The organism is Ferroglobus sp. (genome assembly GCF_015521575.1).
GTDB lineage: Archaea > Halobacteriota > Archaeoglobi > Archaeoglobales > Archaeoglobaceae > Ferroglobus.
Window position 1 is genome coordinate 1 of record NZ_WANY01000138.1, and the last position, 4,211, is coordinate 4,211.

Genomic DNA, 4,211 nt, shown 5'->3' on the forward strand with positions numbered 1-4,211 from the left:
ATTGAAAGCTTCTGGGGAGAGTTTTTCGATTTCTTGCGTGGAATGTTCGAACTCGATGAAAAGAGGATTGAAAGTATGTATGATGTTTGCTTATTAGTGTTCTACCTTCACCAACTCGATGAAAAGAGGATTGAAAGTTAAGGAGGTGGAGGTAGTGAAGATTAGGGCTAAGCTCAAAGCTCGATGAAAAGAGGATTGAAAGATAACTAAATTTTTAGATATTAAGCATTTCAGAGAGTTCCTCTCGATGAAAAGAGGATTGAAAGTGGTTCAGAATACGCCAAGTCTTTATTCGGCTAGATTTACAAGAACCTCGATGAAAAGAGGATTGAAAGTTGAAAGAGCGAGCAAAATCTGCGAACTTTTTCTTAGCCGACTCGATGAAAAGAGGATTGAAAGTATATCCAAACAATCCAACCATTCTCAGTTCTTCCATCTGCACTCGATGAAAAGAGGATTGAAAGCTACGATGAGTTTACCTAATCGAGCTTTACGACCCATAGGTAACTCGATGAAAAGAGGATTGAAAGCCTTCCTCTAACACCGTCCCGTATCCATCATACAATACTTCTCGATGAAAAGAGGATTGAAAGACTTTGAATTTAGGAGCTACCTTAAGACATCTCGCAAGCGAGTTCCTCGATGAAAAGAGGATTGAAAGTTGACGAAATCGGAGAGGACAACATGAATCCAGAAGATAGGCTCGATGAAAAGAGGATTGAAAGCGTCAAGCAGAAGGAGGGATGTTACTCTCATCTCCAACAGAGCTCGATGAAAAGAGGATTGAAAGGTAAATGTCGATCAAAACTTATCTCAGGAAACTTCTACAACTCGATGAAAAGAGGATTGAAAGTCAGTTAGCGCAAATTTTTCAATAGTTCGGTTGGAAAACTCAACAAAAAGATAAATAAAATCTAATAAATACAAAAAACTATTTTACAATAAGCACAGAACATTCAGCCCTTTCTGCGACCTCTTTGGAGACACTTCCTATTAGCATTCTTTTGAACCTACCTACAGCTTTTCCTCTTGAACCAATTACGATGAGTTGAGCTCCTATTTTGGAAGCGTGGTAGACTATTTCTTCTGCAGCTCTTCCCCAGCAGAAGATCTCTTCTGCTTCCAACCCCTCTTTTTCTATTCTCTGTCTTGCTTCACCGAGTATTTTTCTTGCGTAGTTTTCTGTGGCATTTTTGTAAGCTTCAGCGCAACTCTCTTCTTCGAAGTCTATCGGCTCTCCAACGTAGATTAAATAAATTTTTGAGTTGAACTTCTTTGCTATTTTTATTGCCTCTTCGAGCCCTTTGTTTGCGAATTCCGATCCGTCAATTGCCACTACTATTTTTTCCATATTTTCTCACCTTCAGTGTATTTCGTGCCCGTACTTCTTCTTCAAAATCAGGGATATCGTTATCGACATTAGAGCAAGTGCCACGTAGACGATGAATCCCCTTGCATATCCGAGCTCACCGAACGCATCGACGAAGGCACCAAGGATCGGTGGAACGACGAAACCTCCGAAAGCTCCTAAACCTCCTACCCAGCCGCTCGCTCCACCAACAGCTTCCGGAACGTATTTGGCGACGAGTTTGAAAACCGCTGCGTTAGCGATACCCATTCCCGCCCCTATGAGGATCTCTCCTATCAACGCTGGAGCGAAGCTTGTTGAAATGGTCAAAAGCCCTGCTCCTATTAAAACTAAAGTGTAGCTCATTATCGCAGTCTTTTCTCCACCCATTTTATCGCTTAGATAACCTCCGTAAACTCTGATAAACGATGCAAGCAAAGAGAATCCAACTCCTCCGAGAATTCCAGCAGTTTTTATATCAAAACCGTGGAAAAGCCTCCAGTAAGTTGGGAACCATGTGGTTAGGGCGAGAAAACCACCGAAAGAGGTGAAGTACAAAGCAACGAGAGCCCACGTTCTGCCTATTTTTGCGGAAATTTTTAGGGCGTCAACGAGTTTTCCAGAGGGAAAGAGCTCTTGTCCGAGCTCCTTTGCTATTTTTATCGCCTCATCCCTCGGAACTCCCTTTTTTACAAGCTGGAAGTAGTAGGCATCGTGGGCTATGATCGCATACACTATCGTTCCAGCAAGGAGGAACAAGAACCATGCCGAATAAGCTCCCGGCAATCCAAGAGCGGCTAAAGCGAAGGGGATGAGTAACGTGAAAAATCCGGGAGCGGTATTGCCTAATCCAGCGTAAGTCCCGAGAGCCCATCCCTGTCTTTTCTGCGGGAACCAGTAGGAAGTTTGAGGGATTCCGACTGAAAATGTAGCCACTCCGCAACCGCTCAAAGCTCCGAAGAGTAATATGAGCGGATACATCTCCATTGTAAGTCCGTGGGGGTAATAGAGAAACAGCAGAGTCGTTAAACCGGCCATTCCAATAACTGAAAGGGATAGCAGCGTTAGCATTGGTTTTTTGCCACCGACTTTATCGACCCAAGCACCGAAAGGAATTCTGAAGAGCGAACCGGTTAGCTGGGGTATAGCCACGAGTAATCCAAGCAAAGTTCCCGAAAGACCCATTACGTCCTTAAATTCTTTTGCGGTAGGTCCGTACAGAGCGACTGCCGCAAACCCTACGAAAAATCCGAGGGTTGCTGCTATCAAACCCTCCCTCGGATCACCCTTCAAACCGTACTTCTTCTTCAACTCCTCAGCACTTGCCATTCTTACCCCCCGAAATCAGATCTTTTTCGTTTCTCCTATGACCACCTTCTTCTCCCTCCTACTCGCCCATCTGTAGAGCAGAGGTGGATCTTTTAGGAAGTCAAGAGGTAGGAAGAGGAAGTGCACAAATTTCGTGAAGGGAAGCACCGCTAATATCAGAAATGCTCCAGCTACATGAAGCTTGAAAACCAGTGGCAGCTCGGAAACGTAGCCTATTTGCGGATTTAGCGTGAGCAGTGAATAAAGCCACGGTACTGCAGTGTGTAGATACCATTCCATCCCCCATCTGGCGAAAACTCCCATGTAGACTCCGGTTATTGCTTGGTTGAGCACAAGCAGAAGGACTATCCAGTCGGAATAGCTTGTGACAGCTCTAACTATCCCGGAAGCTCTTCTAATCAGTAAAATTACGCTGCCCACCAACGCAAGCAATCCGAGAGACAGCGCTATACTTTCTAACGCGATAAGCAAGGAGAAATTCGAAAGGACGCTCTGCACAGCTGATGGAAACAGAAATCCTATCAGGTGACCAGCAAGAACAATTACGATTCCGTAGTGCCAGGGGATGCTGCCCCAGTAGAGCTTTCTTCTCTCTAAGAACTGGGTTGAAAATGCGCTCCAGTCAAGTCTGTTTTTGAAATACCGATAGGGCGTGACGAATAAAGCGAGAGCTATCGCAGCGTACGGCAATACCACAAAAATTAGCGTGTCTAACATTCGATCACCCCCTCCAATTTTTTACTCCAAAATTTTAGATCTGCGGAGCATAAAGCGTGGGTTAGGAGAATAAGTGCTTTGTATGGAGTTTCTTTCTTCTTCACGGTATCAACCATTTTATTTAAACCTTTTATGATAAATTCCAGAAAGTTTCGTCTATCTTCCAACTCTCCCAAGAAGCTTGTTATCATGGCTATGTGGTCGGGAAGCTCTTTTCTCAGGGTTTTTTCCGGTTCGAATCCATGTTCTCTGTAGATCTCCACGAGCTTAACGAGGTACTCGCTTCTTCTGTAGCTTTCCCCGCAAACGTGGTGGAAGACGTAAGGGGGACAGAGGGGGAATAAATCGAAAGTTCTTACGTACTCTTCTTCGATTTCTTCTATATTCGACTTTTTGAGAAACTCGATAAATTTCTCGAACTCTTTCTTCGCTTCTTCGATTTCTTCAGATTCGATATCTTTTATCAGTTTGTAGAGTTCTTCCGCAGCAATTCTAATCTCAACGAGATCGTTGGGATACTGCAAAAGTTTTGATAGGAGTTTGTAGCAGTCTTTCACTTTCCTCATAGTCCTCCCCTCGGTCCGATCGATATGCCGAATCCTTTTCCTCCCTTCCTCTCCTCTGAAGATGCAACGTCAAGGTATTCCCTATGGAGAGTTGGAATGGCGTACCTCTCATTGTAGCTCGCTATGGTTAGTAAGCGATACAGTCTCTCAGCGCTTTCGGCATCAAGACCCGCTTTCCTCAGGCTATCTTCGTCAGGCTGCTCTCCGACGTTTCTCGCTCTCATGTACTTCCTCAAAGCGACGAGTCTCTC

5 protein-coding genes and 1 pseudogene are annotated in these 4,211 nt (G+C 44.4%); 1 reads left to right on the forward strand and 5 read right to left on the reverse strand.

Going from position 1 to position 4,211, the window contains the following annotated elements; all coding sequences use genetic code 11:
• Positions 1-642: 642 nt before the first annotated feature.
• Entirely contained in the window at positions 643-861 is a 219-nt protein-coding gene (locus tag F7C14_RS05785) for a hypothetical protein (protein ID WP_290900792.1), read from the forward strand.
• Positions 862-931: 70 nt separating this feature from the next.
• Here F7C14_RS05785 and F7C14_RS05790 read toward each other — a convergent pair whose 3' ends face one another.
• From F7C14_RS05790 to narH, 5 genes and pseudogenes are all read right to left on the reverse strand, one after another.
• Positions 932-1,351 carry a universal stress protein gene (locus F7C14_RS05790; RefSeq protein WP_290900795.1) on the reverse strand — a complete coding sequence of 140 codons (420 nt, stop codon included), beginning with the start codon at positions 1,349-1,351 and terminating at the stop codon, positions 932-934.
• 12 nt (positions 1,352-1,363) lie between these two features.
• Positions 1,364-2,677 carry a nitrate/nitrite transporter gene (locus F7C14_RS05795; protein ID WP_290900797.1) on the reverse strand — a complete coding sequence of 438 codons (1,314 nt, stop codon included), beginning with the start codon at positions 2,675-2,677 and terminating at the stop codon, positions 1,364-1,366.
• 15 nt (positions 2,678-2,692) lie between these two features.
• The gene (locus F7C14_RS05800) at positions 2,693-3,394 is read right to left on the reverse strand and encodes a respiratory nitrate reductase subunit gamma (protein ID WP_290900799.1); all 702 of its coding nucleotides are present in this window, start codon (positions 3,392-3,394) and stop codon (positions 2,693-2,695) included.
• A complete protein-coding gene (gene narJ, locus F7C14_RS05805) occupies positions 3,388-3,960 on the reverse strand; it encodes a nitrate reductase molybdenum cofactor assembly chaperone (RefSeq protein ID WP_290900801.1) in 573 nt (190 codons plus the stop codon). Before narJ ends, F7C14_RS05800 begins: the two co-directional genes overlap by 7 nt.
• A pseudogene (narH, locus tag F7C14_RS05810) lies at positions 3,957-4,211 on the reverse strand (nitrate reductase subunit beta); the annotation flags it as partial. The pseudogene narH and the gene narJ, both read right to left, overlap by 4 nt.

Bases quoted from the DNA above. Each gene is read 5' to 3' on its own strand.
- F7C14_RS05785 (WP_290900792.1), top strand. From the start codon at position 643: ATGAAAAGAGGATTGAAAGTTGACGAAATCGGAGAGGACAACATGAAT.
- F7C14_RS05790 (WP_290900795.1), bottom strand. From the start codon at position 1,351: ATGGAAAAAATAGTAGTGGCAATTGACGGATCGGAATTCGCAAACAAA.
- F7C14_RS05795 (WP_290900797.1), bottom strand. From the start codon at position 2,677: ATGGCAAGTGCTGAGGAGTTGAAGAAGAAGTACGGTTTGAAGGGTGAT.
- F7C14_RS05800 (WP_290900799.1), bottom strand. From the start codon at position 3,394: ATGTTAGACACGCTAATTTTTGTGGTATTGCCGTACGCTGCGATAGCT.
- narJ (WP_290900801.1), bottom strand. From the start codon at position 3,960: ATGAGGAAAGTGAAAGACTGCTACAAACTCCTATCAAAACTTTTGCAG.